20 protein-coding genes, 1 tRNA gene and 1 riboswitch are annotated in these 24,654 nt (G+C 58.6%); of the genes, 13 read left to right on the forward strand and 8 right to left on the reverse strand.

Features of this window, described 5'->3' with window-relative positions; genetic code table 11:
* On the forward strand, positions 1–530 hold a 530-nt coding region (locus tag AD928_RS14980; RefSeq protein ID WP_167347362.1), incomplete at its 5' end, for a hypothetical protein.
* Between the two features lie 158 nt (positions 531–688).
* Here AD928_RS14980 and AD928_RS09850 read toward each other — a convergent pair.
* Positions 689–1,909 carry an NADP-dependent isocitrate dehydrogenase gene (locus AD928_RS09850; protein WP_062250302.1) on the reverse strand — a complete coding sequence of 407 codons (1,221 nt, stop codon included), beginning with the start codon at positions 1,907–1,909 and terminating at the stop codon, positions 689–691.
* Positions 1,910–2,156: 247 nt separating this feature from the next.
* On the opposite strand from AD928_RS09850, the gene AD928_RS09855 reads away from it, so the two are divergent.
* Complete coding sequence (locus tag AD928_RS09855) at positions 2,157–3,653, forward strand: peptide MFS transporter (protein WP_062250221.1); 1,497 nt, start codon at positions 2,157–2,159, stop codon at positions 3,651–3,653.
* Positions 3,654–3,906: 253 nt separating this feature from the next.
* Here the strand turns inward: AD928_RS09855 and AD928_RS09860 are convergent, their stop codons facing one another.
* The 5 genes from AD928_RS09860 to AD928_RS09880 all read right to left on the reverse strand — a co-directional run bounded on the left by AD928_RS09860 (position 3,907) and on the right by AD928_RS09880 (position 9,646).
* Positions 3,907–4,713 (reverse strand): SDR family NAD(P)-dependent oxidoreductase, encoded by an 807-nt coding sequence (locus tag AD928_RS09860; protein WP_062250223.1) that lies wholly within the window; start codon positions 4,711–4,713, stop codon positions 3,907–3,909.
* Positions 4,714–4,744: 31 nt separating this feature from the next.
* Positions 4,745–5,380, reverse strand: coding sequence for a glutaredoxin 2 (gene grxB, locus AD928_RS09865; protein ID WP_062250225.1), 636 nt, complete (start codon positions 5,378–5,380; stop codon positions 4,745–4,747).
* A 119-nt stretch (positions 5,381–5,499) separates the two neighbouring features.
* Positions 5,500–7,893, reverse strand: coding sequence for a TonB-dependent siderophore receptor (locus AD928_RS09870; RefSeq protein ID WP_062250227.1), 2,394 nt, complete (start codon positions 7,891–7,893; stop codon positions 5,500–5,502).
* A gap of 341 nt (positions 7,894–8,234) precedes the next feature.
* Positions 8,235–8,310, reverse strand: a tRNA-His gene (locus tag AD928_RS09875).
* A gap of 160 nt (positions 8,311–8,470) precedes the next feature.
* Positions 8,471–9,646, reverse strand: coding sequence for an aminotransferase (locus tag AD928_RS09880; protein WP_062250229.1), 1,176 nt, complete (start codon positions 9,644–9,646; stop codon positions 8,471–8,473).
* Positions 9,647–9,909: 263 nt separating this feature from the next.
* On the opposite strand from AD928_RS09880, the gene AD928_RS09885 reads away from it, so the two are divergent.
* The 5 genes from AD928_RS09885 to AD928_RS09905 all read left to right on the forward strand — a co-directional run bounded on the left by AD928_RS09885 (position 9,910) and on the right by AD928_RS09905 (position 16,780).
* Positions 9,910–10,248, forward strand: coding sequence for a P-II family nitrogen regulator (locus AD928_RS09885; RefSeq protein WP_043551886.1), 339 nt, complete (start codon positions 9,910–9,912; stop codon positions 10,246–10,248).
* 98 nt (positions 10,249–10,346) lie between these two features.
* Positions 10,347–11,792, forward strand: a complete 1,446-nt coding sequence (gene glnA, locus AD928_RS09890; RefSeq protein WP_043551888.1) for a type I glutamate--ammonia ligase — start codon at positions 10,347–10,349, stop codon at positions 11,790–11,792.
* Between the two features lie 124 nt (positions 11,793–11,916).
* Positions 11,917–12,140: riboswitch (cobalamin riboswitch) on the forward strand.
* 123 nt (positions 12,141–12,263) lie between these two features.
* Positions 12,264–14,435: a TonB-dependent receptor plug domain-containing protein gene (locus tag AD928_RS09895; protein ID WP_062250231.1), complete on the forward strand. Its 2,172-nt coding sequence runs from the start codon at positions 12,264–12,266 to the stop codon at positions 14,433–14,435.
* Between the two features lie 100 nt (positions 14,436–14,535).
* Positions 14,536–15,738, forward strand: a complete 1,203-nt coding sequence (locus AD928_RS09900; protein WP_082779853.1) for an L-dopachrome tautomerase-related protein — start codon at positions 14,536–14,538, stop codon at positions 15,736–15,738.
* A gap of 19 nt (positions 15,739–15,757) precedes the next feature.
* Positions 15,758–16,780, forward strand: coding sequence for an adenosine deaminase (locus AD928_RS09905; RefSeq protein ID WP_062250233.1), 1,023 nt, complete (start codon positions 15,758–15,760; stop codon positions 16,778–16,780).
* A gap of 20 nt (positions 16,781–16,800) precedes the next feature.
* Here AD928_RS09905 and AD928_RS09910 read toward each other — a convergent pair whose 3' ends face one another.
* The gene (locus AD928_RS09910; protein WP_233420041.1) at positions 16,801–18,009 is read right to left on the reverse strand and encodes an aldose epimerase family protein; all 1,209 of its coding nucleotides are present in this window, start codon (positions 18,007–18,009) and stop codon (positions 16,801–16,803) included.
* Positions 18,010–18,427: 418 nt separating this feature from the next.
* On the opposite strand from AD928_RS09910, the gene AD928_RS09915 reads away from it, so the two are divergent.
* Positions 18,428–20,833, forward strand: coding sequence for a glucose/quinate/shikimate family membrane-bound PQQ-dependent dehydrogenase (locus tag AD928_RS09915; RefSeq protein ID WP_062250237.1), 2,406 nt, complete (start codon positions 18,428–18,430; stop codon positions 20,831–20,833).
* Positions 20,834–20,913: 80 nt separating this feature from the next.
* Here AD928_RS09915 and AD928_RS14985 read toward each other — a convergent pair whose 3' ends face one another.
* Positions 20,914–21,141 carry a hypothetical protein gene (locus tag AD928_RS14985; RefSeq protein ID WP_062250238.1) on the reverse strand — a complete coding sequence of 76 codons (228 nt, stop codon included), beginning with the start codon at positions 21,139–21,141 and terminating at the stop codon, positions 20,914–20,916.
* Between AD928_RS14985 and AD928_RS15230 the strand changes: the two genes are divergently transcribed.
* From AD928_RS15230 to lepA, 5 genes are all read left to right on the forward strand, one after another.
* On the forward strand, positions 21,074–21,373 hold the full coding sequence (locus AD928_RS15230) for an NAD(P)H-binding protein (RefSeq protein WP_233420044.1): 300 nt from the start codon (positions 21,074–21,076) through the stop codon (positions 21,371–21,373). The two genes, AD928_RS14985 and AD928_RS15230, sit on opposite strands and share 68 nt — an antisense overlap.
* Entirely contained in the window at positions 21,346–21,582 is a 237-nt protein-coding gene (locus AD928_RS15235) for a hypothetical protein (RefSeq protein ID WP_233420042.1), read from the forward strand. The genes AD928_RS15230 and AD928_RS15235 overlap by 28 nt, the downstream gene beginning before the upstream one ends.
* Before the next feature lie 49 nt (positions 21,583–21,631).
* Entirely contained in the window at positions 21,632–21,880 is a 249-nt protein-coding gene (locus AD928_RS09930) for a hypothetical protein (protein WP_062250307.1), read from the forward strand.
* Complete coding sequence (locus tag AD928_RS09935) at positions 21,877–22,686, forward strand: helix-turn-helix transcriptional regulator (protein ID WP_062250242.1); 810 nt, start codon at positions 21,877–21,879, stop codon at positions 22,684–22,686. Before AD928_RS09930 ends, AD928_RS09935 begins: the two co-directional genes overlap by 4 nt.
* A 124-nt stretch (positions 22,687–22,810) precedes the next feature.
* Positions 22,811–24,616 carry a translation elongation factor 4 gene (gene lepA, locus AD928_RS09940; RefSeq protein ID WP_061507838.1) on the forward strand — a complete coding sequence of 602 codons (1,806 nt, stop codon included), beginning with the start codon at positions 22,811–22,813 and terminating at the stop codon, positions 24,614–24,616.
* The last annotated feature ends 38 nt before the right edge of the window (positions 24,617–24,654 follow it).

Here is a 24,654-nt window from a genome sequence, read left to right on the forward strand (position 1 = left end):
ATAGCGAATTTCCAAAAGGGCTCTCAGATAAGCCTGGCGGAGAAGATTATCTTGAATTTATAAGCAAGTGGCCTGATTTATCTCCAAATTCTTATCAATTCTATCATCCAGATCCGACGTCTCATGGTCCTTTGGAAGACCGAGGTGTGATCATGGTTTCTATTTTTTCTAACTCTCCTGGGAATGTTTCTGGTCAGGCGTTACTTGATAGAAATGTAGAAATAGGAGGAATAAAGAATTTAAATAATCCATTTAAGGATAAACTAGGATTTAATGAGTATTATGGAATAGTGAATGCACTTTATGAAAAAAAAATTAATAACGTAAAAAAAGTTGTGTCCTGTTCCCCAACACTTAATGGGCACCTGAAATCAACATGTGAATACAGATTTCCATTTTTTGTTCAGGATGAGAATAAATATTTATACGAAGATATGATCGATATTGAAACAGGTCCGCAGCATTTGAAAGATATGTTTGAAGTGGGAGAGGCTGTGCGGGCTAAGGTTCTATCATGGATGAGGTGTTAATTGACGTGCCGTATCAGGAGGTATCGTTAGGATATCACAGCAGGCGGTGCCCAGACAGGTGTGTGCAATAACTTACAGACTGCCTGCTGGGTATGAGGAGAGAGGGGGACTGTGCCGCGGATTTTTTGTCTTCCGAATCCGCACAATCCCCGTTCCCATCAGGCTGTTTTAAGAGCCTTTTTCAGCCCCGCATCCAGCACATCAAGGAAGTCCTGCGTGTTCAGCCATTTGGCGTCTTTGCCAACCAGAAGAGCGAGATCCTTGGTCATCTGGCCGCCTTCGACCGTTTCGATACACACCCGTTCCAGCGTTTCGGCAAAGTGGACAACGTCCGGCGTGTTATCAAACCGGCCCCGGTAGGCCAGCCCGCGGGTCCATGCAAAAATGGACGCAATGGGGTTGGTGCTGGTGGGGCGGCCTTTCTGGTGCTCGCGGTAGTGGCGGGTCACGGTACCATGCGCGGCTTCTGCTTCCACCACCTCGCCCGTCGGGTTGAGCAGCACGGAGGTCATAAGCCCGAGGCTGCCAAAGCCCTGCGCCACAATGTCGCTCTGCACGTCGCCATCGTAGTTTTTACAGGCCCAGACATACCCGCCCGGCCATTTGAGGGCGCAGGCCACCATGTCATCAATCAGGCGGTGTTCGTAGGTCAGACCCGCCTTTTCAAAGTCAGCTTTGAATTCCTTGTCATAAATCTCCTGGAACACATCTTTAAACAGGCCGTCATAGGCTTTCAGAATGGTGTTCTTGGTGGAGAGATAGACCGGCATGTTGCGGTCCCGCCCGTAGGAGAGGGAGGCGCGGGCAAAGCCTTCAATAGACGCACGGGTGTTGTGCATGCCCAGTGCCACGCCGGGGCCTTTGAAGTCATGCACGTTCAGCGTCACGGGCTCGCCGCCGCCTTCGGGCGTGTAGGTCAGCTTGACGGTGCCGGGGCCGGGCACGAGGGTTTCCACCGCACGATAGATGTCACCATAGGCATGGCGGCCAATCACAATCGGCTTGGTCCAGTGCGGCACAAGGCGCGGCACGTTGGAGCAGATGATGGGCTCACGGAAAATGGTGCCATCCAGAATGTTACGGATGGTGCCATTGGGTGAGCGATACATGCGCTTCAGCCCGAATTCCTTCACGCGGGCTTCATCCGGGGTGATGGTGGCGCATTTTACGGCCACGCCGTAGCGTTTGGTGGCTTCGGCGGCATCGACGGTGACCTGATCATCCGTTGCGTCGCGGTGTTCAATGCCAAGATCATAATATTTCAGGTCAATATCGAGATAGGGCAGAATCAGGCGCTCACGGATAAAGTGCCAGATGATGCGCGTCATCTCATCACCATCCATCTCGACGATGGGATTTTTAACTTTAATTTTTGTCATGGTGAATACTCCCTCGTCCCCGCACGGGACCATAAAAACCCGCATGAGGCGTATGGGCATCATGCGGCAGGCGGATGAACGGGATAAGAGGACCGGGGCAGTCTGTCGCTTCACATTCCGGTTAGGAAAATCCCCGTAAGAGGGATGTTTTCCCCGGTTTTGTGCCGCTGGAGGCCGGATTTGTGCGGGGTGTGTGCTTGTGGCGGAACTGGTGTAGGAGGGGGCATCACAATATGGTCAGGACTTCATGACAGCATCTGCGTCTTCTCTGCCGTCCCGAACCCAGTCTTTTTCTGTCGTGCTGGCGATTGAGCTGTGGGAACGGTTCGGCTTTTACGGCATGCAGGGCATCCTGCTGCTTTACATGATCCAGCGGCTTGGCTTTTCCGATACGCAGGCCAACCTGCTGTGGGGCACCTTTTCCGCCGTCTGTTATGCCGCTCCCGCCGTAGGGGGCTGGGTGGGGGACACCCTTCTGGGCGCCCGCCGCACCATGGTGATGGGCGCTGTGGTGCTGACGCTGGGGTATGTCCTGCTGGGCGTGGATCTGGGTGGCCAGATGGCGTTGTTTGTCGCTCTGGCGGTCATCGCTCTGGGGAACGGACTGTTCAAATCCAACGCGGCCAATCTGGTCCGCCGGGTTTACGAAGGGGATGATGCCCGCATCGATGTCGCCTTCACCATTTACTATATGAGCATCAATGTCGGCTCCACGCTCTCTCTGCTGCTCACGCCGTGGTTGCAGGAGAAGTATGGGTGGTCTCCGCCATTTCTGGTCTGTGCGGCCGGGCTGGCGCTTGGGGTGGCGTGTTACACGCTGTGCCGCAAGTGGCTGGCGCGCATTGGCTCCCGCCCGGATTTTGAGCCGCTGGTGTTCTCCCGCTTTATGGCGGTGCTGGGCGGGATGGTGCTGGTTCTGGCGGTTATGGTCGGGCTGCTGCGCTATCCGGCAGCGGGCCGGGCCTGTGTGTGGGTTGCCGCACTGAGCGTAGGTGTGGTGTGGACGCTGCTGTATCGCCGCGCCTCTGCCGCCGTGCGGCCCGGCCTGCGTCTGGCTTATCTGCTGATTGTGCAGACCATGCTGTATTTCGTGTTCTACCAGCAGATGGTCACGTCCCTCACGCTGTTTGCGCTGCGGGATGTGGATTCTGCCTTTACGCTGGGTGGCGTGACGCTGTTCCACATGTCAGCCGGGCAGTTTCAGGCGCTTAACCCGGTATGGATCATGCTGGCCAGTCCGCTTCTGTCGTGGGTTTATAAATCCATGGCGGACCGGGGCTGGAATTTCCCTATTGCCGAGAAGTTCATTGTCGGCTTCTCGCTGGTCTCGCTCTCCTTCCTCATCTGGTGGTGGAGTGCGGCGACGGGTGGCAACCATCTGGTTTCACCCTGGGTCATGTTCTGGGCCTATGGGGCGCTGTCTATCGGGGAGTTGCTGATCAGCGCGCTCGGGCTGGCGGTGGTGGCGCGCTATGCGCCCGCCAATGTCGGCGGGTTCATGATGGGCAGCTACAACGTGTCCAACGGTGTGGCGATGTATCTTGGCAGCGCGCTGGCCAATCTGGCGGCGGTGGGGCCTGCTGTGGCGTCCGGTGACCCGTCCCAGACCCTGCCGGTTTATGCGGGCCTGTTCCGTATGCTGTTCCTGCTGGGCATTGGCTGCACGCTGCTGTTTGTGGTGTGCCTGCCCTTTACCCGCCGGTGGGACGCCCAGCACCGCGCCGCGCAGGCTGCGGCGGAGTAAGCGGCGGTGTTCCTGCCTGCATGAGTTCCGAACGGGGCGGAGGGAAATCCTCCGCCCCGTTTGCGTCTGGGCGGGCAAACAGGCTGCTCTTTGTCCAGAGTTCGTGTCTGCGCCGCGTTTGAAGGGCATCTGCGGGGCAGGGCGGCAGCGTTTTCACACCAGGTCTCCATAAATAAAGTTGGAGGCCAAACGCAGTGTGCTGCAAAAGGTTCTGGGTAAAAACGGTATGCCGGGTCTGTGCCCCATGCGGGTTTTACAGAATGCCGCCTGCAATCGGCAGATTAACGCCTGTCATGTAGCTTGCGGCGTCGCTCAGCAAAAATGACACCACACCCGGAATTTCGGAAATATTGCCGTAGCGACGCATGGGCACGCTGCCAATCATCTGCTTCGCTACGGTCTCAGGATCGGTGGAGAAATACTGTGTCTTGGCTTTGGCCTGTTTTTCCACCTGCATGTCCCACATCGGCCCCGGCCCCATGAAGGCAGGGCTAATGGCGTTGACGCGGATATTATGCGGCGCAAGGTCTTTGGAGGCTGTTTGCGTCAGCCCCACAATGGCAAATTTGGACGCGCCATAAGCTGCCATATTGGGCGGACCCTGCACCCCGGCCATGCTGGCCGTGTTCACAATGGCTCCGGATTTCTGCGCCACCATTTGCCGGGCAACAGCTTGCAGGACATGAAATGCGCCACAGACATTGATCTGGATGACGCGGTTAAAATCCTCTTCCGGATAATCCTGCACCGGGGCAAAAGCCCCCTGAAAACCAGCGTTATTGAACAGGAAATCAATTTTTCCAAAATCGGAAACAACCTGCTCTGTTGTGCTGTTAACGCACTGCGCATCCGTTACGTCACACACATAAGGGCGGACAGTGCTGCCGTATTGCCGAACTTTGCTTGCTGCGTCCTCCAGTTTGTCCTTTTGCAGATCAAGAAGGGCAATGTCCGCCCCCAGAGAGGCCAGATGTTCGGCCACAGCAAGGCCGATGGTGCCAGCGGCTCCGGTAATTACAGCAATTTTGCCTGAAAACTGGCCGGATGTGTGCGGTGTCATACGGGGTCTCCTGTTCGTCCAATATCAGCAGTTACTGGGCCTGATCCGTCAGCAGCGGCACACGGCTTTTTTGCGCCATGTCCTGCATATAGCGGAGAGTGTTGGGGCCGAAGGTCAGGCCTTTGACAATGCTGAGGGAGCGCAGCACCGGGTAGAGGTGGAAGTCGGCTTCTGTCAGGGGAGGTGGGCTGGCCAGCAGAGGGTCCAGCTTATCGAGCTGCGCCTGCACGGGGGGCAGGAGCGTGTCTGTCTGCGCCATGAGGGCATCCAGATTGCCAAAATGCTGCTCTTCCCGGGTAATGAAGGCCTGTCGCGCGGCATCGGTCGCCACTTCTGCAAATTTGCCACGGGTAAAGCGCGGCACAATCAGTTTAAGCCCCAGAGACCAGGTCTCTTTGCTCCAGGCCATCAGGGGCTCATTGGCGGGGGATGTCAGCAGGCGTGGCGGGTAGGTGTCATCCAGATAGTGCACAATATCCAGACTTTCCGGCATGCAGGTGCCGTCGTCTTTCTGCAGGATGGGCAGGCCCTTTTTACCGGTAAGGCGCAGCGGGGTTTCGCTATCGCCTTCCATCACAACGCACAGTTCGACCGGGATATTCTTCAGGCCCGCCATCATGCGGGCGCGGGAGCAGAACGGGCAGTGTTCGTAAATATAGAGCTTCAACGACAGACTTCCTCACTCCGACCGGGCCCATGGAGGCCCGGCCAGTCTCTTGGTTTTGCGTAACCAGAACACGTCAGAGGAAGGATCGTTGCACCGCAGTGCTGGCAGGGCTGGTGTGCTTAGAACTCAGCAGACAGCGTGAAGTGATACACACGCGGCAGGCCGGCATACAGGCTGGAAGACGCGCCGGATGTGCCGCTGGGCGCACCGGTGAAGACGGAGGCCCAGTAGCGCTCGTTGGTGGCGTTGCTCACCCCAAAGCGCAGGACCATCGGCAGGCGCTCGGTCGCGCGGAAGGTGTAGCGTGTGCCCAGATCCAGCGTGGTGTAGGAGCCGGTGTGCAGCGTGTTGGTCACGTTGGCAGCGCGGTTGCCCATGTAATGCACGTTGGCATTAAACGCCCAGCCGGAGGCGAAGGAACCGAGAGACGCTGGGAGGCGATAGTCCAGCAGCAGGTTGGCCTGCAGCGGGGCCGCGCCCACAATTTCCTTGCGGTCCAGCGTGGGAGAGGCCGCATGCACCAGCTCAGCATCCAGCCAGGTCATGCCCGCCAGAACGGAGAGGTTGGGCAGCACTTCACCCGAAATCTGAGCTTCCACACCGTAGTTCCGCTGCGTGCCACCATACTGGTAGGTCTGGCAGTTGGTCATGGCGGCACAGCCGGCGTTCGGGTTGGCGGCGGCGACATACATGGCGTAGGGCGACGTCATGCGGAAACCGGCCACGTTAAACTGCATGGTATTGTAACGCAGTTTGTAGCCCACTTCATATTCTTCGGAATGGGCTGCGGGCAGCGCGATGTTCGTATTGGTGTAGCTGGTGCTGTTGGGGGTAACAGGTCCGGCTTCAATAGACCGACCATAGGTGAAGTAGAAGGTCTGGTTATCGGTCGGCTTATACATGATGCTGGCGGTCGGGCTGAAGGCTGCGGAAGTTTCAAACGTATCCCGCAGAGCGCTTTTGGCGTTCAGCGCACCGCGCTGATGGATCCAGCCCCATGAGAGCGTGCCCATGATGGACCAGTGTTTGTTCAGTTGCAGGGTGTCCCCCACAATGAAGGACTGGCTCATGATGCTGCTGGATTTATAGCGGCCATGATAATAAGGCTGCGTGCCACCGTTCTGGCTCGCGCCATACATGTTGTGGATACCCAGATTTTGCGCCGCCGTTGAGGCCGCAACCGGGTTGTAGTTGCCCATCATGTAGCCGTTGGTGCCAATCACCAGATCATGCCGGATGGGGCCGGTGTAAACGCGACCGTTGATGTAGGCCATGTTACTGCCAACGCGGAAATCGTTCGCGGTGGTGGTGGCGGTGGCTTTGGAGCTGTACCAGCCGTCACTGCCGCGCAGACCGCCGCAGGTTTTGCCGCCGTCACACAGCGTATCAGCCACACCAAAAGCCTGACGCGCAGCGTCCTGATACAAACCACCCAGCGTGAAGCTCCAGTTTTCATTAAACTGATGCTTGATTTTGCCGAGGAAGGTGTTGGTTTCCATGTGGTAGCCGCTCCATTCCGGAGCCAGACGCTTGCTCAGATCCGGAGCTTCCGGGAGCTTGTCGCCCCCCACGCCGGTGGCCAGAATACCAAAGCCGGGCGCGCCGCCGCGCTGGTCATAAGTATAGTGGCTGGCGTCAATTTCGATAACTGTCTTGTCATCCAGATGGAAATCGAAATCACCGCTGACCATTTCACGGCGCATGGAGCTGCCCTGCGTGTAGGCTGTGCCATCGGCGTGCAGCATGTTCAGGCGGTAGCCAAACCAGCCATTGCGGCCCAGACGACCGGAAATATCGCCATTGACGGTTGGGGTGCCGATGGAATCCACGCCAACGGAAAGCCGCTCCGTGCGGCGGTCAGTCGGACGTTTGAGCGTGTATTCAAACACACCAGCCGGGTTTTCCGGCCCATACATGGCCCCTGCCAGACCATTGAGAACCTGAAGGTTATCCACCCATTCCGCGGGATATGGCGTGGTGGAGACCACGTTCAGGCCGTCCAGACGGGAGTTGGCGACAACATCGGATTCAAACCCACGGGACTGCGGGCGGGATGTGTTGGGGTCCCCACGCACTTCCAGCTGCACGGAGGGGAGATACTGCGCCATGTCATTGATGCTGCGGATCTGCTGGTTGACCACAACGTCATGCGTCACACCCATGACGGAATAGGGCGTGTCCAGCGTATCGCGGTTCCCCAGCGGGCCGAGATAGACAACCTTGTTCATATATTTGGCGGCAGTGCCGTCGGCGGCATGGTGGCCGTGGACGTTGATCGTTTCCCCGTTGGAGCCGTCGAGAATTCCGGCAATGGGAGTGGAGGTACGTTTTGCGGAGTTCACAGTCGCAGGGGTTTTAAGCGCAACTTTTTTGGCGGGCGCTGCTTTGATGGCGGCCTGTTTGTCGGGCGCGGCCTGCGGAGCCGGGGCGGGTGTTGAGGCCAGAGCAGAGCTCGTCAGCAGGAGTGCGCCAAATGTCCCTGTGGCGAGGAGGCGGGGAAAACGATCATGCATGGCTCTGGCAGGTCCGGAATAGAAATGAACAAAAGGTGAGCCGGTTCTGCCGAGCCTGCCGGGTGTTGTCCATATATGGCCGTGCATAAACCTGTATATGAAGGAATATAATCATCGGACTGATGCAGGAATAATACAGTTACGCAGCGTTCCCCCGGAAAATGGGGGCTACTGTGCGATTTTGTGCATTATGGTGATGCGTAAAATGTATTGGGGAGCAGGAGGGATGAGCTGTCAAATGGCATCTGAGTGTGCAGGCACGACACGCCAAATCCAGACGCACGAAAACAGCATCTGTGATGCTTGGCTTTAGGCATTATCGATTTTCTGGAGAAAATTGCTGGGGCGAATGACGGGGCTCGAACCCGCGACAACCGGTACCACAAACCGGCGCTCTACCAGCTGAGCTACATCCGCCACACAGCAAGCGCTCATGTAGAGAAACGGAGCTGGCCCGTCAAGACCGAGATGCGGAGAAGGGGCAAAAAATTCCACAACCCGCTTTTGCCGCACGGATGGTGCGGCGCTCTGGCGGTCCGGTGTCTTGATTTATGGGCCGCCAGAGGTCCGGGGAGGGTTAGGCGCGCTTGCTTGCCCAGCGTTCGATACGGGCCACGGCCTCCTGCAACACGCTCTCCTGCTTACAGAAGGCGAAGCGGACCAGATGCTTTGGCGGGGTGCCGTTGGATGGGTCATAGAAGGCGGAGGCGGGGATGGTGGTGACACCGGCTTCTTCCGTCAGCATCCGGGCAAAGGCGACATCATCCAGCCCGTTGGCCAGAGGGCTAATGTCCGCCATCACAAAGTAACTGCCGTCACACGGCAGCACGTCCAGCCCTACGCCGCGCAGGCCTGCGGAGAGGATGTCGCGCTTGCGGGCCATGTCCCCGGCCAGATCGCGGAAATACTGCTCGTCCTTGTTCAGGCCGAATGCTACGGCGCGTTGCAGGTTGGGGGCGGTGGCAAACACCAGATTCTGGTGCGCCTTGGCGACCACAGCCGCCAGCGGGGCAGGGGCGGTGACGTAGCCCACCTTCCAGCCAGTGAGTGAGAAGCTCTTGCCCGCACTGCCAATGCGCAGGCACCGCTCCCGCATGGCGGGGCGGCTCATCAGCGAGACATGCGGCGTATCGAAGGTGAGATGTTCATACACCTCATCGCATACAGCATAGGCGTCGTGCTGAATCAGCAAACCGGCGATGAAGTCCAGCTCTTCCGGGGTGAAGACCTTGCCGGTGGGATTCATGGGCGTGTTGAGCAGAATGGCCTTGGTGCGGGCAGAAAAGGCGGCGGCCAGAGCCTCCCGCGGGAGCGTCCAGCCCGGTTCTTCCAGCCGCACCAGTTTTGGAACGCCGCCAAGCTGGCGGACCATGGGCAGGTAGGTGTCATAAAGCGGTTCAATCAGCACCACTTCATCACCGGGTTCGATCAGCGCCATCAGCGCGGCAGCGAGCGCTTCCGTAGCACCAGAGGTGACGACCACTTCCGACTCCGCATCAATCTCCAGCCCCTGAAAGCGGGCGTTGGAGTCTGCCACCGCGCGGCGTAGTTCCGGCAGGCCGGTCAGCGGCGCATACTGGTTGCGGCCATCCAGCAGGGCATCCGCCGCCGCCTGCACCATGTCCTGCGGGCCTTCCGTATCCGGGAAGCCCTGCCCCAGATTAATGGCGTCATGCGCGCGGGCCAGCTCCGACATCACGGTGAAAATGGTGGTGGGCAGGGCGGCAATCTGCCGGTTGAGCGGTTTTGTCATGGCCGTATGTCCTGGGGGCTGCCGGGGGAAAAACGCAGTGGAAACTACAAAAGTGGCGGGCAGACTGCCACGGGCTGGCAAGGGGAGAAAAGAGGGGAGTTTGATGCCGGATCGTTATATTTCGCACAAGGCCGATTGCCCGCGCGGCCAACCCGTGCAAGTTTGGGGCTGTTCGCCCTGAGCCTTCATGCCTTATGGGCAGGTTACGCGCAGGAAGGACCCCCTCTTGTTCAGTGCAGCACCAGATATATTGATGACGTGACATGAGAAAGATCGAGGCCATAATCAAGCCGTTCAAGCTGGACGAGGTGAAGGAAGCCCTTCACGAACTCGGCCTGCAAGGCATTACCGTGATCGAAGCCAAGGGTTTCGGCCGGCAGAAAGGGCACACGGAACTCTATCGTGGCGCGGAATATATTGTCGATTTTCTGCCCAAGATGAAAATTGAGGTTGTGTGTCCCGCAAATCTGGTGGAACGCGCGGTGGAGGCTATCTCGGCCGCAGCGCGCACCGGACGAATCGGTGACGGCAAAATCTTTATTCTCCCGGTGGAAGACGTGGTGCGAATCCGCACGGGGGAACGAGGGGAAGATGCTATCTGAGGCAGCCCGGCCCGGGGCGCCCCGAGAGCGGACGCGAGTTTTATAATCCTAGACGTGCCGCAAGAGTGTGGTGCGCAACAGGTTGTAGGTGAAGACATATGGTGAAGAAAACGACCACTGCGGGTGACAGCAAAGCCGCAGCGATTGCTAAGGTTTTTGACCTGATCCAGGAAAACTCGGTCGAGTTTGTCGATCTGCGTTTCACGGATCCGCGCGGCAAGTGGCACCACACCACGCAGTATGTCACCACGATTGAAGAAGACACCTTTACCGAGGGCTTCATGTTCGATGGTTCCTCCATTGCCGGATGGAAAGCCATTAACGAAAGTGACATGGTTCTGCTGCCGGACCCGGAAACAGCCGTGATGGACCCGTTTACGGCCCGCCCGCAGTTGATCCTGTTCTGTGACATCATCGAGCCGTCCACAGGTCAGCCCTATAACCGTGACCCGCGCTCCACCGCCAAGCTGGCTGAGCAGTATCTGAAGTCCTCCGGTCTGGGCGACACCGCCTTCTTTGGCCCGGAAGCTGAATTCTTCATTTTCGACAACGTGCGCTTTGGCACGGGCCCGAACTTCGGCAAATATCAGCTCGACAGCATCGAAGGACCCGGCGCGTCCCTGAAGGACTACCCGGAAGGCAACATGGGCCATCGTCCGGGTGTGAAGGGTGGCTACTTCCCCGTACCGCCGGTGGACAGCGAGAACGACCTGCGCGCCGAAATGCTCGCCACCATGGGTGAGATGGGTCTGCCGATTGAAAAGCAGCACCACGAAGTCGCACAGTCTCAGCATGAGCTGGGCACCAAGTTCGACACGCTGGTCCGCTCTGCCGACTTCATGCAGATCTACAAATACTGCGTGCACAACGTGGCCCATTCCTACGGTAAGACCGCCACGTTCATGCCGAAGCCGATCTATGGCGATAACGGCTCTGGCATGCATGTTCACCAGTCCATCTGGAAAGACGGCAAACCGACGTTTGCAGGCAATGGCTATGCGGACCTGTCCGACACCGCCCTGTATTACATCGGCGGCATCATCAAGCATGCCAAGGCGCTGAATGCCTTCACCAACCCGTCCACCAACTCCTACAAGCGTCTGATCCCGGGCTTTGAAGCTCCGGTGCTGCTGGCTTACTCTGCGCGCAACCGCTCTGCGTCCTGCCGTATTCCGTATGCCACCAACCCGAAAGCCAAGCGCGTTGAAGTCCGCTTCCCGGACCCGACGGCCAACCCCTACCTGGCGTTCTCCGCCATGCTGATGGCCGGTATCGACGGCATCAAGAACAAGATCCACCCGGGCGATGCCATGGACAAGGATCTGTATGACCTGCCGCCGGAAGAGCTGAAGCAGATCCCGACGGTTGCCGGCTCCCTGCGTGAAGCGCTGGAAGCTCTGGCCGCTGATCATGAGTTCCTGCTGGCTGGTGGCGTGTTCACCAAAGACCAGATCGAAAGCTACCTGACGGTGAAGTGGGAAGACGTGTATCGCTTTGAACACACCCCGCACCCGGTTGAGTTCGAAATGTACTACTCCGTCTGATCCCTCTCCTTTAGAGGTTCAGTCGATCAGGAACGCGGCCTTCTTCGGAGGGCCGCGTTTTTTTTGTGCCTGCGCTCGGGCTGCACTGTGCCTTTTGGGTGATTGACTCGGCGGGGTGAGGCGATAAGACAACGCCTGTGATGGTTTCCCCCACACAAGGGAATGAAAAGGGAACCGGGTGCAGGCCTCGCTGGCCTTAGTCCCGGGCTGTCCCCGCAACTGTAAGCGGTATGGCTGAGTAGTCCGGACGCAAGGCGTTCGGCCCACTGGAGATGGTGTTTCTCCGGGAAGGGATTGCTCAGCTACGACGCCGCAAGCCAGGAGACCTGCCATCCAGCAAGTGGTTGCGACCAGGAAACGCCAGTCGGGGTGTGTTGGCGTGCGTAACTGAGTTCTGCCCCGGCTACTGCCGTATGGGGCAGGCCGGAGACGCTGTCCTGTGGCAACGGCTGACCACAGGATACGAGTATTATGACCTTCCTTCGTTGCGTGCTGACAACCTCCACCATTCTGGCTGTGGCTGGCTATGGCGGGGTAGCGCAGGCTGCTGCCCTTTCTGAAGCCCAGACTCCTTCCGGCAAACAGGTGGCCCATAAAGCCGCCTCTTCCGGCAAGACCCTGAAAGGTCGGGCCGGTGCGGCGGCTCAGCAGCCGGTCGGCACGGCACCGGCGGGGCGTACAGTTGTCTCGCTCAGCCCGTCGCAGGGATTGCCGGAAGTGGTTACGGTCAGTGCGTTGCGCAGGCCAGTGCGGGCGGATGATGTGGGCTCCAGCGTCACCGTGGTCACGGATGAGCAGATTGCTACCCAGCAGCGGCGCACACTGCCTGATATTCTGGCGCGTCAGCCGGGGCTGAATGTGGTGCGGTCCGGTGGCTTTGGCGGCACGACCTCCATCTTCATGCGCGGTTCAAACGCCAATGACGTGAAGGTGCGGATCGATGGCATGGACATCAATGATGGCAGCTCCGCTGATAATGCGTTTGATGCCGGACAGTTTGTAACGGACGGTATTGGCTCCATTGAAATTCTGCGCGGCCCGCAGAGCGGCCTGTATGGCGCAGATGCCATGGCCGGGGTGATTGATATCAACACCAAACAGGGTGAGGGACGCTTCAAACCGTTTGTGCGGATTGAGGGTGGGTCTTACGGCACGTTCAATCAGGCCTTCGGCGCGTCCGGCAGCAGCGGGCGATTCCATTATAATGTCGTGTTGTCCCATTACCGCACCGACGGTTTTCATGAAATCCCGCGTTATATTGATCGGTATAATGAGGCCAGTCGTGCTCAGCGCCGCGCGGGCGACCGGAATGATAACCGCAGCGCAAACGTCAAACTCGGTTATGATGTCACGCATAATTTTGATCTCGGTCTGACGGCGCGCCTGATACAGGCCAATTATCATACCTTCACATCGTATGATGACGTGTTCACACCGTATAACGGTAACCAGCTGATCCGGGACCAGAATACGCAGAATGAGGCCGTTGTGCGCGGTACGGCGCATCTGTCATCGTTTGGCGGAATGTTCGATCAGGTTTTGGGGCTCGGTTACATGACCAACCGCCGCCGCTACATGCAGGACGGGTCTTACGCGGATGGCGAGCCCGCCATGACGGACCCGTACTATTACCGTTCAACCCGGCTCAAGGTGGACTGGCACGGCACGGTGGATCTGCGAAAATACGGCACTCTTCTTGTGGGTGCCGAGCATTTTCATGACACGATTGATGTCTCGACCAGTGACCCGACGGAACCCATGCACACTACAGCAGGCATGGATACCACAGCGGGCTATGGGCAGTATGAAGGCAACTGGAACCGCATTCTCTACGGCGCGGCCAATGTGCGGTATGATTCCAATTCCCGCTACGGCAACCATGTCACCTGGCGTGTGGCCCCGGCCATTCATGTGCCGAACACTGGCACTATTATCAAAGCCAGTGCCGGGTCCGGCTTCCATGCGCCGTCGCTGTATCAGCTGTTTGTCAATCAGCGTGGGGCAGGCTGGGGGGAAGAGGGCAACCCTAACCTGAAAGCCGAAACCATGATTGGGTATGATGTGGGTGTGGAGCAGAAACTGCTGCATGACAAACTGCATTTTGGCGCCACATGGTATGACAACAAGGTGCGGAATCTCATCCAGTCTTCATCCTACGTGTTGCCAGTGGCAGGGAGCGCGTGGGGGGATTACATTTATTCCTACGGCAATGTGGGCCATGCGCGGATGTATGGTGTGGAAGCGTTCCTGGACTGGAAGGCGTTGGATACGCTCAGCTTTGCGCTGAACTATACCTGGACCCACGCGCGGGATACGGAAAATAATGCGCCGTTGCAGCGCCGCCCACAGCATAAGTTCAATTTCAACACCACATGGTCCCCGGTGAAGGACTTCACGCTGTCTGGCAATATTCTCTACACCAGCGGCTGGCGGGATTACCCGTTAGTGGGTGAAAACTATTGCAGCACCTGTGGCAAGGGGCATGGATATTTCACGATTGATCTGACCGCGCATTACAAAATCAATCGCTATATCTCGGTTTTTGCGCGGGCGGATAATCTGCTCAACCGGCAGTATGAAGACCCGATTGGCTACCTCCAGCCCGGTCGCGCCGGATATGGTGGCTTTACGCTGAATTACTGATCCCGCACGGGGCGCATGCCAGAAGGCAAATGGCCTTTTTTACGCCATGCGTTAGAGTGACAAGACAGTTTGAGACGTATTTCAGAAAGGTTTTTCCCGTATGGTCACGCAACGCCCCGAAACACAGTCCACACAGCGCCAGCCGGTGCGTCGCACGCTTAAGGCACTGGTACGGTGTGGCATGCTGATGGGTCTGCTCTGTGCATCCGTCTCCGGCACGGCGCTGGCGGAAGACAGCACGGTGCATAACTGGACCACCAGCGGGAATGTGACGGTGGCGGATCGCTTCCCGGATGTGCAGGCGTCCGGCATTGCGCGGCTGCCGGACGGGCGGATTGTGCTGTCGCTGCCCACGAGTGCTCAGCGGCATAAAGGCCCGGTGCTGGTTACGTGGACGCAGGGGCAGTTGACGCCGTTCCCCAGCAAAGCCGCGCAAAGTAAGATTATCTCTCCGCTGGGTATGACGGTGGATACCAACGGCCAGCTCTGGCTGCTGGATGAAGGCGTGCGTGCTGGCAGCAAGGCCAAAGCCAAACCGGCCCTGCTGCATATTGACCCGAAGACGAACAGGATTGTCCGTCGTTATGCGTTTGGCGCGCCCGCCGTGCGGCCAGACAGCCATGTGAATGATGTGCGGGTTGACCTCACCCATGGCAGCGCCGGCACGGCATTTGTCAGCGATACGTCCCAGACCACGCACCCCGCTCTGCTGGTGGTGGATCTGGCCAGTGGCAAGGTGCGGCGCATTCTGGAAGAAACCGTGTCCGTCAGCCCGGTGCCGGGTTTTGTGATGGAAGCGGACGGTCGCCTTGGCCGGTATGATGCCGAGCATCCCACCGTGCCGCAGGGCGGGGTGGACGGTGTGGCGCTGAGTGCGGATTCCACGCGCCTTTACTGGTCTCCGCTGTCCTCCCGCCGCCTTTACAGCGCGCCCACAGCCGTGCTGGCAGACCCCAACACGACAGAAGCCACGCTGGAAGCTGCCGTGAAGGACGAAGGGGAAGTCGGGATTATGGACGGCATGATGACCGCCCCTGATGGCAGCCTGTATGTAACGGATATTGAGCGCCATGCCGTGGTGCGCCGCGCGCCGGATGGCAGCCTGTCCCTCGTTGCGCAGGATGCCCGTCTGATTGCACCGGACAGCATGGCGTTTGATGGCAACACCATTTTGCTGACAGTCGGCCAGTGGGCGCGCCTGCCGGACTTCCATAATGGCAAGGACATGCAGGAACGCCCGTATATTCTGGTGCGTATTACCCCGCCTGAAGTCGCAGCTTCAACTCAGCCTGCACAGCAGTAAAAGGTGAGATGGAGCAAAAATGTCTACACAGGATTTTATTTCGACTATCCCAAAAGCTGAGCTGCATCTGCATATTGAAGGCAGTCTGGAGCCGGAACTGATGTTTGCGCTGGCGCGGCGGAACCGGGTTTCCATCCCGTTTTCCTCTGTGGAAGATGTCCGCACCGCCTATCAGTTTACAAAATTGCAGGACTTTCTGGATATCTACTACGCCGGGGCGGATGTGCTGCTGACGGCGGAGGATTTTCGGGATCTCGCCGTCGCCTATTTTGATCGTGCAGCGGCAGATGGCGTAACCCATGCCGAGATCTTTTTTGATCCCCAAACGCATACGCTGCGAGGTGTTCCGTTTGATGTGGTGATGGAAGGGCTGCTTGCGGGGGTGGAGGACGCCCGGCGCAGACACGGCATGAGTGTTCTGCTGATCCTGTGCTTTCTGCGCCATCTGGATGAAGAGTCGGCTTTTGCAACGTTCCGATCAGCTGAAAAATGGTTTGGCCAGATTAGCGGTGTCGGGCTGGATTCCTCAGAAGTGGGGCATCCACCATCAAAATTTGCAAAAGTGTTTGCCGCCGCAGCCGATGCCGGGTTGAAGCGTGTGGCCCATGCGGGGGAGGAAGGGCCGCCCGCTTATGTGTATGAAGCCCTTGATATCCTGCGGGTGGACCGGCTGGACCACGGCAATCGATCACTGGAAGATCCTTTTCTGACCAGCCGTCTGGCGCGGGACGCCATGACACTGACCGTCTGCCCGCTCTCCAACCTCAAATTGTGTGTGGTGGAGGATCTGCGGAACCACCCCATTGATATCATGCTGGAAAAGGGGCTGCGGGCGACGCTGAACTCGGATGATCCGGCTTATTTTGGCGGCTATGTTGCGGAGAATTACCGCGCGCTCGTTGATGCCGGGAAACTGTCAAACCGGGATATTGCGACATTGGCCCGGAACAGCTTCCTTGGCTCTTTTCTGAATGATGATGCCCTGACGCACCAGCTTGAAAGGCTTGATGCGTTTTTGCTGCGTCATGCTGCGGCTCTGTAAAGGCAGGCCGTCAGGAGCTTTTACGGCTGAACCCCAAAGGCGAAGACTGTGGTGTGGTCAAACTCTTCACCCGGTCTGAGCACGGTTGAGGGAAAGTTTGCGTGGTGCGGAGCGTCCGGGAAAAACTGGGTTTCCAGCGCAATACCGTCTGTCTGTCGGTAGGTCCGGCCGGACGGGCCAGCATAACGACCATCCAGACTGTTGCCTGTGTAAACCTGAATGCCGGGTTGCGTGGTGAAAACGGACAGGGTGCGGCCTGTAGTCGGGTCCGTCAGCGTGGCGGCCAGACGGGGGGCCGGACCGGTTGGCGCGGTGAGAACCCAGTTATGGTCATACCCTTTGGCGTGGCGCATCTGCCCGAACGTGCTGCGCAGTCGCTCCTCAATCCGGTGCGGTGTGCGGAAATCCAGTGGTGTGCCGTCAACTTTGGCAATATCGCCGGTGGGGATGGAGGCATCATCTGTCGGGGTGTAATGGTCCGCGTTCAGGCTTAGGACGTGATTTTCCACCGTGCCGGAGCCTTCACCGCCCAGATTAAAATAGCTGTGGTTTGTCAGGTTCAGAACGGTGGGGCGGTCGGTGCTGGCGCGGTAGCGGATGCTCAGGCGGTTACTGTCATCCAGAATGTAGGACACACGGACCGTCAGCGTGCCGGGGAAGCCTTCATCCCCATCCGGGCTGACCAGTGTGAGTTCCGCACCGGTGGCGTTGCTCAGGTCGGAAAGTTTTTTGACAGACCATATCTTTTTATCAAACCCGTTCCGGCCACCATGCAGGGTGTTCGGCGGTTCAGTGGCCGGGAGGTGATAGGTCGTGCCGTCCAGATCAAACGACGCCTTTGCAATGCGGTTGGCGTAGCGGCCCACCAGCGCGCCAAAAAACAGACCGCCTTCTGCACTATCCCGTGTGTAGCCCTCCAGCGTAGGAAAACCGAGCACGATATTGGCCTGCTTTCCGGTCTTATCCGGGGTGGAAATGGCGGTAATGACCCCGCCATAAGAGAGAAACTGCACGGTGAGGCCAGCCTTGTTGCGCAGCGTGTAGCGCGAGACTTTCTGCCCGTTTGCCAGTGCGCCAAACGGTTCAGCTTCAAACGCTCCGGGCGGGGCCGCGTGGGACAGGGACGGCAGCAGCGCCCCCAGCGCGGCCAGCCCCAGTGTTGCGGAGCGGGAGAGGGGGCTCATGAGGCCGTGTGGTCTGGCAGCAGGCGAAACTAAGCGTGAAGTCATGGTGTAAGACCGTTCATGTGTACTGGCCGGAACAAATGCCCGTACGTCGCGTTGGCGTATACTGCCCAATAACGTCATGAGGGCATGAAAGTTCATGTCCAGGGCCACGGGCCAGGCGGTGTCTGTCTGTGGTTTTGTATGTTTTGACAGTCTTGTCCGGAATGTTTTTAGAATTGAGTCGATAAAAAAAGAAAATTCTCTCAGGACTTCTTGAAGAAATTTCTATTTCTTCAGGATAGAGAGCCTGTGTTCTTTCTTGAGAAAAGATAAAAAGCATGCCGCGTGGGTGCGTAGAGCAATCAGTTGCTCTGTTTTCTATCAGGCGCGACGCAGTTCCAGAATTTTTCTGGAAAAAAATGAATTTATCTTATACGGTTGTGGTCCTTTCTTACATTTCTGACAACATTGGTTGACCTGAATGACGCCACCATCTTCGCGGCCCGGTATGCCGTTACTGATTACGACTGTCCTTGTGGCAGTGCTGGGCCTGTTCCTGACGGGAGGCGGCGCATGGCTCGCTTCTCTGGGCGGTTCTCTCTTTTATGTGCTGTGCGGGCTGGTCCTGCTGGTCACGGCTGCGCTGCTCTGGCGGCGCCGGCAGGAAGCCCTGTGGCTGTATGCCGCTCTGGTTTTCGCAACGCTCATCTGGTCCGTGGGGGAAGTCGGGTTTGACTTCTGGGCGCTGGCTCCGCGTGGGGACGTGCTGCTGCCGCTGGGCCTGTGGATGCTCCTGCCATTTGTGACCAGAGACCTCTACCCGCACTCCCGCATGGGGCGTGCGCCGCTGGCGCTGGGTGTGGTGGCTGGTCTGGCAGTGTATGGCTTTGCGCTGACGCAGGACCCGCAGGATCTTGCCGGCGTTCTGCCCTCCGCAGGACCGCAGGCTGCCATTGTGCCGGGTGATGCACAGGACGCAGCGGATGCCGACTGGCCCGCTTATGGCCGCACCCAGTTTGGTGACCGTTATTCTCCGCTCAAACAGATTACCCCGGCCAATGTGTCCGGTCTGAAAGTGGCATGGGTGTTCCGCACGCATGACCTCAAGACCCCGAATGACCCGGGCGAATTCACGGATGAAGTCACGCCCATCAAGGTGCGCGACACACTGTATCTCTGCTCCCCGCACCAGATCCTGTTTGCGCTGGATGCGGCCACGGGCAAGGAACGGTGGAAGTTCGATCCGAAACTTCAGTACAACCCGACCTTCCAGCACATGACCTGCCGTGGCGTCTCTTATTCTGAGATGCATCCCGGTGATGTGACGAGTGATGGCACGCCGGCTCCTACCGAGTGCAGCCACCGCGTGTTTCTGCCGACCAATGACGGTCGCCTGTTTGCGCTGGATGCAGAAACGGGTGAGCGCTGCCACGGTTTTGGTCAGGATGGCGAGCTGGACCTGAAGGGCGGCATGCCGATGCATGAGGCCGGGTTCTATGAGCCGACCTCTCCGCCGGTGGTGACGCAGAAGGTTGTTATTGTCTCCGGTGCGGTGACGGATAACTATTCCACGCATGAACCCTCCGGTGTGACGCGTGCGTATGACCTGTATACGGGCCGTCTGGTCTGGGCATTTGATGCGGGTAACCCCAACCCGAACGAACTGCCGTCCGACACCCACAAATATGTGGCGAACTCTCCCAACTCCTGGATTACATCGTCTTACGATGCCCGGCTGAACATGATCTACATCCCCACGGGTGTGGCCACGCCGGATATCTGGGGCGGTCATCGCTCTGCCGATCAGGAACGCTATGCGTCCGGTATCCTGGCACTGAACGCCGATACGGGTGAGAAAGTCTGGTTCTATCAGACGGTGCATCATGATCTGTGGGATATGGATATTCCGTCCCAGCCCAGCCTTGTCGATATTCGTCAGGCAGACGGCACGGTGGTTCCGGCGCTGTATGCTCCGGCCAAGACGGGCAACATCTTTGTGCTGGACCGCCGCAACGGGCACCTGATTGTCCCCGCTCCGGAAACGCCGGTGCCGCAGGGTGCAGCCCCCGGTGACCATGTGGCTCCTACCCAGCCTTATTCCGAACTCACTTTCCGCCCGAAGAAAAACCTGACGGATGCGGATATGTGGGGCGGCACGATGCTGGACCAGATGGTGTGCCGCATCATGTTCAAGAAACTGCGGTATGAGGGGCCGTTTACGCCGCCGTCCGAGCAGGGCACGCTGGTGTTCCCGGGGAATCTGGGCATGTTTGAATGGGGCGGTCTGGCTGTGGATCCTGTGCGTCAGATTGCCTTTACCAACCCGATTGCCATTCCGTTTGTCTCTACCCTTATCCCGCGTGGGCCGAGTAACCCGGCTGAGCCGAATCCGAATGTCGGGCCGTCCGGTTCAGAAAGTGGTGTGCAGCCGCAATATGGCACGCCGTATGGTGTGGACCTGCATGCGTTCCTTTCCCCGCTGGGCATTCCGTGCAAACAGCCGGGCTGGGGCTATGTGGCGGGCATTGATCTGAAGACCAACAAGATCATGTGGATGCACCGCAACGGCACAGTGCGGGACAGCTCTCCGCTGCCGCTGCCTTTCAAGGTTGGTATTCCGTCTCTGGGTGGCCCGCTGACCACGGCTGGTGGCGTGGCATTCCTGACCTCCACGGCGGATTATTACATCCGGGCGTATGACGTCACGACCGGCCGCCAGCTCTGGCAGGACCGTCTGCCTGCCGGTGGTCAGTCCACACCGATGACGTATGAAGCCAATGGTCGCCAGTTTGTGGTGACAGCCGACGGCGGCCACGGCTCCTTCGGCACCAAGCTGGGTGACTATATTGTGGCCTATGCGCTGCCGGATGGTGCGGAAAAGCATTGATCTGACCAAACTGTTGCCGGACGGTGTTCCGGCATGACGTAAGGGAAGGGGCGAACCGGGAAACGGGTTCGTCCCTTTTTTTATGGGGAAAATGAGGCTGTGCCTGTGGCGTGCAGAGGTAGAGCGCCACCTGTTTTTCTGACGGGAAGGGCTTTGTAAGCGTAGGTCTTGGAGCCGGCGTATTTCCACAGATGGCCTGCCAGAATGTGGGTAAGAAAAGGTGCGTAAATGTATGTCGTGATGGGGGCCACGGGCCATGTTGGGGGCAGTGTGGCGCGGGCGTTGCTGGAGGCGGGAGAGGCTGTCACGGTCGTAACCCGCAGTGCGGCAAAAGCCGAAGCATGGCGGCAGAAAGGGGCGGAGGCAGCGATACTGAATGTGCAGGACACATCAGCTCTGGCCGCCTTGTTTCAAAAAGCCAGACGCGCCTTTGTGCTGAACCCGCCCGCCAGTCCGGCTCTGAAACCGGCGTGTATGCGGTGGAAGGCCCGGAGCAGTATAGTCCAGAGGATGTGGCGGAGCTGCTGCGGGAGGTTTTGAACCAGCCGGTGCGCGTGGCGTCTCTTCCTAAAGCCGAGTTGCTGGCAGCGTATCGTCGGAATGGGTTTTCAGACAGTGCCGCGCAGTCTTACGCCCATATGACAGAGATTTTTGTCACGCAGGCCTATGATGTGCCTGCCAGCCCTTTAAAGGGAACGACTAATCTGAAAACCTGTTTTCAGCAGGTTTTGGCGCCGAATGCGGCCTGAGCAGAGAAGCCGCTTGCATTCCCCGTAGTGATTGATGATCCTGCATTCCATGTGGAATGAACCGTATCTGGAAACCTGTTGTCGCTCTGCCTTGCACCGTTTGTGTCTGGCGGGAGCGGTGGGACGTCCCGCCGGGCAGCGGGATGATCCGTGTCTGGTGCGGATGGAAGGCATGGGCTTTGTGCGGGATGATGGACAGGGCCGCTTTTTTGTCACCGATGAGGGTGAGGCTCGCCATGCGCGGGAAGTGCTGAAAATCGCAGACGGGCTCAAGCCAGCGTCTGTACCACATGAATGATTCGCCCGGATGATCTGTGGGAGGCGCTGGATGCACTGGCGCTGGAACAGGGCCTGACACCCTCCGGTCTTGCTCGTGCGGCGGGACTGGACCCGACCACCTTTAATCCGTCTCGCAGGATCAGCCCGCATGGTGACATGCGGTGGATGGCATTACCCACCCTGCTGCGGGCGCTGGATGTTCTCAAAATTTCCCCGGCGGATTTTATTCGGAGGCTGGAAGGCGAGGGACGCGGGCAAGGGATTGGTGCAGCGCGGCGCATTCGCGGCCTGCCACTCTCCCGCCTGCGGGGCAGCGGCCTGTTTGATAGCACAGGCCGCCCTAACGGCGTGTTGTGGGAAGACGTGACGCTCCCCTGCGCCGTAACGGGAGACGCGTATGTCGTGCGCGTGGATACGGACAGTATGGAACCGCTGCTGCGCGAAGGCAGCTCACTGGTGCTGATGCCCGATATGCCGCCCCGGCGTTCTGACCGTGTGTTGCTCTGGCGGTCGGGGATGGAGCCGGTTCTGGGGATTCTGCTGGATAATCCGCTGGAGGCGGGTGCGCAAAGGAAAGCGGGTGTGCCGGAAAGCAGGCAGGTCGATCCGGTTGGCAGAACGGGTGGGAGAGCACTGTCCTCATCCCGCTGGGCTGTGCAGCCGTTTACCGCCAGTGCCGCGCCTTTACGAGGGATCCCAGCCTACGCGGCGGCGGAGGAGGACATGCACGTGTCGTCACCTTTCGTGAGAGAAGACGCACTCGTACCCGTTCCGGAGGGAAAAGCGGGTGTCTGGCTGCATCGCGTAGTGATGGGCACGTTCTGAAAATGATGGTCGGACGTCACCCGATGCGTGATGTTTTGCCTTTGTGGAAAAATTTACCGGGAAACAGACCCAAGTAGAGCGGAACTGGCTGACAAGTCTCTCCGTATCGCTTAAAGGGAGCAGCATGACCGACACACCCCTTTCGCTCATCCGTAATTTCTCGATTATCGCCCATATTGACCATGGGAAATCGACACTGGCCGACCGCATGATTCAGGCTTGCGGGGCGTTGACCGCCCGCGAGATGACGAATCAGGTGCTCGATAATATGGATCTTGAGCGTGAGCGTGGCATCACCATCAAGGCCCAGACCGTCCGGCTGACCTATCCGGCCAGGGACGGCAAGACCTACGTCCTGAACCTGATGGACACGCCCGGACACGTTGACTTTGCGTATGAAGTCAGCCGCTCGCTGGCCGCGTGTGAAGGCTCGCTGCTGGTGGTGGATGCCTCGCAGGGTGTGGAAGCGCAGACACTGGCCAACGTGTATCAGGCCATTGATGCCAACCATGAAATTGTGCCGGTGCTGAACAAGGTCGATCTGCCCGCAGCTGACGTCGAGCGCGTCAAGGCGCAGATTGAGGAAGTGATTGGCATCCCCGCAGATGATGCGGTGGAAATTTCCGCCAAGACCGGCCTGAATATTGAAGGCGTGCTGGAAGCCGTCGTCACCCGCCTGCCGCCGCCGGTGGGCGATGCAGAAAAGCCGCTTCAGGCCATGCTGGTGGATAGCTGGTATGACCCGTATCTGGGCGTGATCGTGCTGGTGCGCGTCAAGGAAGGCCGGCTGCAGCGCGGCATGAAAATGCGCATGATGTCCAGCGGCGCTGTGCATCAGATTGATCAGGTCGGTGTGTTCGCCCCGCGTATGACGGCGGTGGAAAGCCTCGGTCCGGGTGAGATGGGCTACATCAATGCCGCCATCAAAACCGTGGCTGACTGTAACGTGGGTGACACCATTACCGATGACCGTCGCCCGGCGGACAAGGCTCTGGCAGGCTTCAAGCCCTCCATTCCGGTGGTCTGGTGTGGTCTGTTCCCCATTGTGGCGGATGACTTTGAAAAGCTGCGCGACAGCCTGTCCAAACTGCGCCTGAACGATGCCTCGTTCCATTATGAGGCCGAGACATCCGCAGCACTGGGCTTTGGTTTCCGTTGCGGCTTCCTTGGTCTGCTGCATCTGGAAATTATTCAGGAGCGCCTGTCCCGCGAGTTCGATCTTGATCTGATCGCCACCGCGCCGTCCGTGGTGTACCACATCACGCTGACCAACGGACAGAAAGAAGAGCTGCACAACCCGGCCGATATGCCGGACCTCTCCCAGATCGAGACAATTGACGAGCCGTGGATCAAGGCCACCATCATGGTGCCGGATGAATATCTGGGCGCTGTGCTGACCCTGTGCACGGAGCGTCGTGGTGTGCAGGTGGACCTGACCTACGTGGGCAGCCGCGCCATGGCTGTCTATCGCCTGCCGCTGAACGAGGTGGTGTTTGACTTCTATGACCGCCTGAAGTCTCTCACACGCGGCTACGCCAGCTTTGATTATCAGATGGATGGGTACGAGGAGAGTGACCTCGTGCGCATTTCCATTCTGGTCAATCAGGAGCCGGTGGATGCGCTGTCCTTCATTGCGCATCGCTCTGCAGCGGAAACCCGTGGCCGTGCTATTTGTGCCCGCCTGAAAGACCTCATTCCCCGCCAGCTGTTCAAGATCGCCGTTCAGGCGGCCATTGGCAGCAAGGTGATTGCGCGTGAGACCATTGGTGCACTGTCCAAGGATGTGACGGCCAAATGTTATGGCGGTGATATCTCCCGTAAGCGCAAACTGCTGGAAAAGCAGAAAGAGGGTAAAAAGCGCATGCGGCAGTTCGGGAAAGTGGAAATTCCGCAGAGCGCCTTCCTCGCCGCTCTGAAAATGGATGGCTAACACTGGCATGGCAGGCCTGCGGCAGCGTTAAGGCGGAC

The sequence above is a fragment of the Acetobacter cerevisiae genome, from assembly GCF_001580535.1.
Taxonomy (GTDB): Bacteria; Pseudomonadota; Alphaproteobacteria; order Acetobacterales; family Acetobacteraceae; genus Acetobacter; species Acetobacter cerevisiae.

What these genes read in the sequence shown, in the direction of transcription:
- AD928_RS09870 (WP_062250227.1), bottom strand. Translation starts at nt 7,893, where the DNA reads ATGCATGATCGTTTTCCCCGCCTCCTCGCCACAGGGACATTTGGCGCA.
- AD928_RS09895 (WP_062250231.1), top strand. Translation starts at nt 12,264, where the DNA reads ATGACCTTCCTTCGTTGCGTGCTGACAACCTCCACCATTCTGGCTGTG.
- AD928_RS09935 (WP_062250242.1), top strand. Translation starts at nt 21,877, where the DNA reads ATGATTCGCCCGGATGATCTGTGGGAGGCGCTGGATGCACTGGCGCTG.
- AD928_RS09855 (WP_062250221.1), top strand. Translation starts at nt 2,157, where the DNA reads ATGACAGCATCTGCGTCTTCTCTGCCGTCCCGAACCCAGTCTTTTTCT.
- AD928_RS09900 (WP_082779853.1), top strand. Translation starts at nt 14,536, where the DNA reads ATGGTCACGCAACGCCCCGAAACACAGTCCACACAGCGCCAGCCGGTG.
- AD928_RS09885 (WP_043551886.1), top strand. Translation starts at nt 9,910, where the DNA reads ATGAGAAAGATCGAGGCCATAATCAAGCCGTTCAAGCTGGACGAGGTG.
- AD928_RS09930 (WP_062250307.1), top strand. Translation starts at nt 21,632, where the DNA reads ATGTGGAATGAACCGTATCTGGAAACCTGTTGTCGCTCTGCCTTGCAC.
- AD928_RS15230 (WP_233420044.1), top strand. Translation starts at nt 21,074, where the DNA reads ATGGGGGCCACGGGCCATGTTGGGGGCAGTGTGGCGCGGGCGTTGCTG.
- AD928_RS09850 (WP_062250302.1), bottom strand. Translation starts at nt 1,909, where the DNA reads ATGACAAAAATTAAAGTTAAAAATCCCATCGTCGAGATGGATGGTGAT.
- AD928_RS09880 (WP_062250229.1), bottom strand. Translation starts at nt 9,646, where the DNA reads ATGACAAAACCGCTCAACCGGCAGATTGCCGCCCTGCCCACCACCATT.
- AD928_RS09910 (WP_233420041.1), bottom strand. Translation starts at nt 18,009, where the DNA reads ATGACTTCACGCTTAGTTTCGCCTGCTGCCAGACCACACGGCCTCATG.
- AD928_RS09905 (WP_062250233.1), top strand. Translation starts at nt 15,758, where the DNA reads ATGTCTACACAGGATTTTATTTCGACTATCCCAAAAGCTGAGCTGCAT.
- AD928_RS09915 (WP_062250237.1), top strand. Translation starts at nt 18,428, where the DNA reads ATGACGCCACCATCTTCGCGGCCCGGTATGCCGTTACTGATTACGACT.
- glnA (WP_043551888.1), top strand. Translation starts at nt 10,347, where the DNA reads ATGGTGAAGAAAACGACCACTGCGGGTGACAGCAAAGCCGCAGCGATT.
- lepA (WP_061507838.1), top strand. Translation starts at nt 22,811, where the DNA reads ATGACCGACACACCCCTTTCGCTCATCCGTAATTTCTCGATTATCGCC.
- AD928_RS09860 (WP_062250223.1), bottom strand. Translation starts at nt 4,713, where the DNA reads ATGACACCGCACACATCCGGCCAGTTTTCAGGCAAAATTGCTGTAATT.